At 67.3% G+C, this 4210-nt stretch carries 4 protein-coding genes and 1 pseudogene; 4 read left to right on the plus strand and 1 reads right to left on the minus strand.

Annotated features, from left to right (window positions below):
- Positions 1-146, minus strand: a pseudogene (locus AC3WLN_RS23695) (nitrilotriacetate monooxygenase); the annotation flags it as partial.
- A gap of 479 nt (positions 147-625) precedes the next feature.
- Between AC3WLN_RS23695 and AC3WLN_RS23700 the strand changes: the two are divergent.
- The 4 genes from AC3WLN_RS23700 to AC3WLN_RS23715 all read left to right on the plus strand — a co-directional run bounded on the left by AC3WLN_RS23700 (position 626) and on the right by AC3WLN_RS23715 (position 3874).
- Positions 626-868, plus strand: coding sequence for a hypothetical protein (locus AC3WLN_RS23700; protein WP_492485386.1), 243 nt, complete (start codon positions 626-628; stop codon positions 866-868).
- A gap of 205 nt (positions 869-1073) precedes the next feature.
- Positions 1074-2543 (plus strand): PAS domain-containing protein, encoded by a 1470-nt coding sequence (locus tag AC3WLN_RS23705; protein ID WP_492485388.1) that lies wholly within the window; start codon positions 1074-1076, stop codon positions 2541-2543.
- Positions 2544-2843: 300 nt separating this feature from the next.
- Complete coding sequence (locus tag AC3WLN_RS23710) at positions 2844-3374, plus strand: integrase arm-type DNA-binding domain-containing protein (RefSeq protein WP_492485389.1); 531 nt, start codon at positions 2844-2846, stop codon at positions 3372-3374.
- The gene (locus AC3WLN_RS23715) at positions 3374-3874 is read left to right on the plus strand and encodes a hypothetical protein (protein WP_492485391.1); all 501 of its coding nucleotides are present in this window, start codon (positions 3374-3376) and stop codon (positions 3872-3874) included. The genes AC3WLN_RS23710 and AC3WLN_RS23715 overlap by 1 nt, the downstream gene beginning before the upstream one ends.
- Positions 3875-4210 lie beyond the last annotated feature (336 nt).

The following is a 4210-nucleotide window of genomic DNA, read 5'->3' on the forward strand; positions in this document are numbered from 1 at the left end:
TTCGCGGCCTCCGCCCGCTGCGCCCAGCCGACGTAACGGGCGAGGTTGAGCCCGCCATCGGCCTCGCTGGAGGGATGGCGCCAGCCCGCCACGTGGTGTCCGGTGGCGTAGAAGAAGGCGCCGAGGCGCAGGGTGTCGTGTCTCATGGGCCCGTCAGGATTTCACGTCGGCCCGGGGATGGGCGCATTCGGCGGAGAACTCGCCGCACAGAACTCGCCGGCCGCCGGACCATGCTCCGCCGAACGAGATCCGCGCTGGCGGCGGGGCGGCGCTTCCCCGGCGCGGGCAGATTGGCGTACCCGCCCCGAGTTCGTCAACGAGAACGATCTCCCTCCAGGGAATGATCTCGAAGCAAAAGCCTGCCCGATCAAAGTATCGAGCAGCACAAGCCGGTCGTTCGCGGCGCGTGATCGCGCGACGTTCGTCGCCGCGGGGAAGGCGCGACCGCCGCGACGCCGGGCATGGGCGCCTCCCCGCGCGGGGCGCGCGGCGCCCCGAACGTATAAAACCATACAGAAGGGGGCGAACCCTGCTATCAGGGGACGGCGTGGCGCTCACGGACCCGCATCAGGCCCGTCAGCGCGACAGGACCCTGAGCGCGTCCTTTTTACGAGGAAGCCTTCCCATGAGGACGCCTTCGCTTTCGAGCCGTGACCGTGCCGCGTTCCTCTCGGAACTGAGCCTCTGCATCGCCGAGGCGGAGGTCTCGTCCACGGCACAGGCCGCCACCGTCACGATCCTCGCGCGGACGGGCTACGACGCGACGGAGGCCTTCGCGTCACTCCTGGGCGAGATGGACGCCCTGTCGGCCCTGCGCGCCGTCCGGACCTGCCTCTCGGCGCCGACCGACCGTACGCCGGCGTCCTGAGGCGGTCGGCGGTCGGCGGCCCGTCCCGGCGCTGCGCGGGCACGGTCCGCCGAGGCGGGACGGATGCGCGGCGGCGGACCGGGGCAGCGTGCGATGCGATCCGGTTCCGGCGCGACATCGTTCGCGACGGCGGTGTGACATTCGAACCCCTGGCCTGATCGGGATCGTTCATTAGAACGATCCCGATCAAGGGGATTTCCGAAGCTTGAGCGACCAGGCCGACGGCGCGCGCATCGACGCCGAGATCAACAGCACCGTCGTCGGTTCCGACCCCTTCGCCGCCGCCGTCCGGGCGACGCGGATGCCGATGGTGATCACCGATCCGCGGCTGCCCGACAATCCCATCGTCTACGTGAACGACGCGTTCGTGAGGCTGACCGGCTATGCGCGCGAGGAGATCCTCGGCCGCAATTGCCGCTTCCTTCAGGGGCCCGAATCGGACCCCAGGGACGTCGCGCGGCTGCGGGATGCCATCGAGCGGCGCGTGACCATCGAGATCGACCTGAAGAACCGGCGCAAGGACGGCACCCCCTTCTGGAACCGCCTGCTCGTCTCGCCCGTCTTCGCGCCCGACGGCGAGCTCACCTACTTCTTCGCCTCGCAATTCGACGTGACGCTCGCCAAGGAGCGGCTCGTTCTTCTCCAGAAGGACCGGGACGCGCTCGAGGCCGAGTCCGCGCGGCGCTCCCTCGAGCTCATCCAGAGCGAGGAGCGCCTCCGGTTCACCCTGAAGGCCGGGCGCCTGGGCGCCTGGACGCTCGATCTCGGCGTCATGCGCCTGGTCGCGTCGGACGGGTTCAAGGAAAACCTCGGCCGCTCGCCGAACGACCCCCTGACCTACGAGGAGATGCTCGCGGCCATCCACCCGGAGGACCTCCCGAGGAAGCTCGCGGCCCGGGACGCGGCCATCGCCGGGCATTCGGATTACGACGTCGAGATCCGGGTCGTCACCGCCTTCGGCGAGACGCGCTGGCTGCAGTTCCGCGGGCAGGCCTCGTACCGGGCGGATGGGACGCCCCTGAGCATCGCCGGCATCAGCCTGGACATCACCGACCGCAAGCGGGCGGAGGAGCACCGCGACCTCCTGGCGGGCGAGCTCAACCACCGCATCCAGAACACCCTGGCGACCGTGCAGTCCATCTCCCGGCAGACGCTGCGGGGCGCCGCTTCGCTGGAAGAGGCGCAGGTGGCGATGGAATCCCGGCTGCGCTCGCTGTCGGCCGCCACGGAGATGCTGGCCCGCGGCAGCGGCGACTGGGCGACCCTGACGGAGGTGGTCATCGCGGCCCTGCATCCGTTCGGCGTCGAGCAGGACCATCGCTTCAAGATCGGCGGCCCGATCCTGCGCCTCGCGCCGCGCGTCGCCCTGGCCTTCAGCCTCGCGATCCACGAACTCGCGACGAACTCGGTGAAGTACGGGTCCCTCTCGTCGGACGACGGACGCGTCATCGTGAGCTGGGACGTCGTGGACGGCGCCAGTCCGGACCGGCTCTGGTTCCAGTGGCAGGAGGTGGGCGGCCCCCGGGTCTCGCCCCCGACGCGAACCGGCTTCGGCTCGCGGATGATCGAGCGGGCCCTGGCCCGGGAGATCGGCGGCAAGGCCGAGATCGACTACCGGCCGCGCGGGGTCGTGTTCACGGCCGAGGCCCCCCTGCCGGCAATCACGCGGGACTGACCGGACGCATCCGCCTCGGCCGTGGCATACCGCCGGCGCGTTGCGACACGCGACGTATTTCGAGGTGGTATACACGGCGCCCCCGACCCCGGGGAACGCCCGCCCCGCTCGCGAAACGATCCCGTTCCCGGCTGGGCCGCGCTGCGCGGAGCCCATCGGACCGAACAACGAAAAACCTGCTAAGTCATGGACCTAGCAGGTTGAAAAACTTGGTAGCGAGGGAGGGATTTGAACCCCCGACACAAGGATTATGATCCGACGAATCTTTGATAGTGGAGAAGTAACGAGTTTTCGCGCGTTGTGGCGTCGATTCCTTCGAGCAAAGAAGCGATCGATATTTCGGTGCCAGCCGCAGCCGTGCACCGGATCGCAACGAAGGAATGGAATGATCGGTACCAGAACGGTACGAAGGAATGGCTCATGGCTACCGGACGCTGCGTCATCGACGATGGTATCCTGGCCCGCGCGCGCGTGATGAAGGCGTCGGGAGATGTACCGGACCACATCTTTAAGGACGAGGAGGCCAAGGGTTTGAGGCTGCGCGTGCGGCGCGGCAACGCCAGTTGGGAACTCAAGAGCGGCAACCATACGCTGTCGATGGGGCAACTCGACCGCATGTTCGTGAAGGAGGCAAGGAACCGGGCCAGAATCGGCCGCGACCTCCTCAGAGGCGGGATCGATCCCAATCCCTTCTTCTCGGCGCGTCTGGCCGGTCTGTCGGAAGACGACGCACGCAGGATCGCTCACGAGAAGAACGGAACCCTTCCTGAGCCCGGTCTCGAAGCCGGCCCGGTCTCGAAGCCGGCCCGGTCTGGACGCTGGCCAAACTGATGGACCGATACATCGAAGATCACGTCAAACAGCCGAAGCCGGTCAAGAATGGTCCTCCGAAGCCTCCCTCCGAAGCCACTCTTAAGGAGGTCCGTAGCCTCTTTGCTCGGCCGGGCTTCGACGCGATCCGGGATACCGTGCTCGCGAAACTCGACTCGGCGGCATTGCAGGACGCCCGCACGCGAATCGTGGAAACGTCGACGGCGGGTCAAGCTGCGAAGGCGTTGGTCTATTTGAAGAGCGCCCTGACATGGGCGTCAGGCCTGGAGGTTCGGCCGGCGGGTCTCGCCGACCCGTGGTGGACGAGAGTGAAGGTCCAGCCACCCGGGCCCGTGCGCACTCAGAACACTCTCTTCGTCGAAGAGATCGGACGCCTCCTCGCGATCGCCGAGCTCAACAGGGGGGGTGCCGGGACGGAGCATCGTGAAGGAGACCGCCGAGACCACTCTCTGCATGCTGTGGTGGCTGGTCGTGACGGCACAAAGGTCGAGCGCAAGTAGCCTCGTCCTGCGTCGCCACGTGACTCGGCATCGTTAGCAGCGTTGGGCCGGCTGGGGAGTGGTCTCGTATCCCGCCGAGAACATGAAATCCCGACGCTTTCATGCGCTCCCTCTTGCGCCGCTGGCTATGGCCGTCGTGGCGACTGTCCCACGTCAGCACCTGTGAGACAGATTGAGGGTCTTCACGAACGGAGGATGGCTGGTTCATCGTAGCCCCTGAGGAGCGAAGATGAAGCAGACATCCGGACCGGCCAAGAAACCGGCAGAAGCGGTGATCAAGGACATCCGTCGGGCCACACGTCGGCAGTTCTCGTCCGAGGAGAAGATCCGCGTGGT

This window comes from Methylobacterium sp. FW306-05-D, assembly GCF_058782155.1.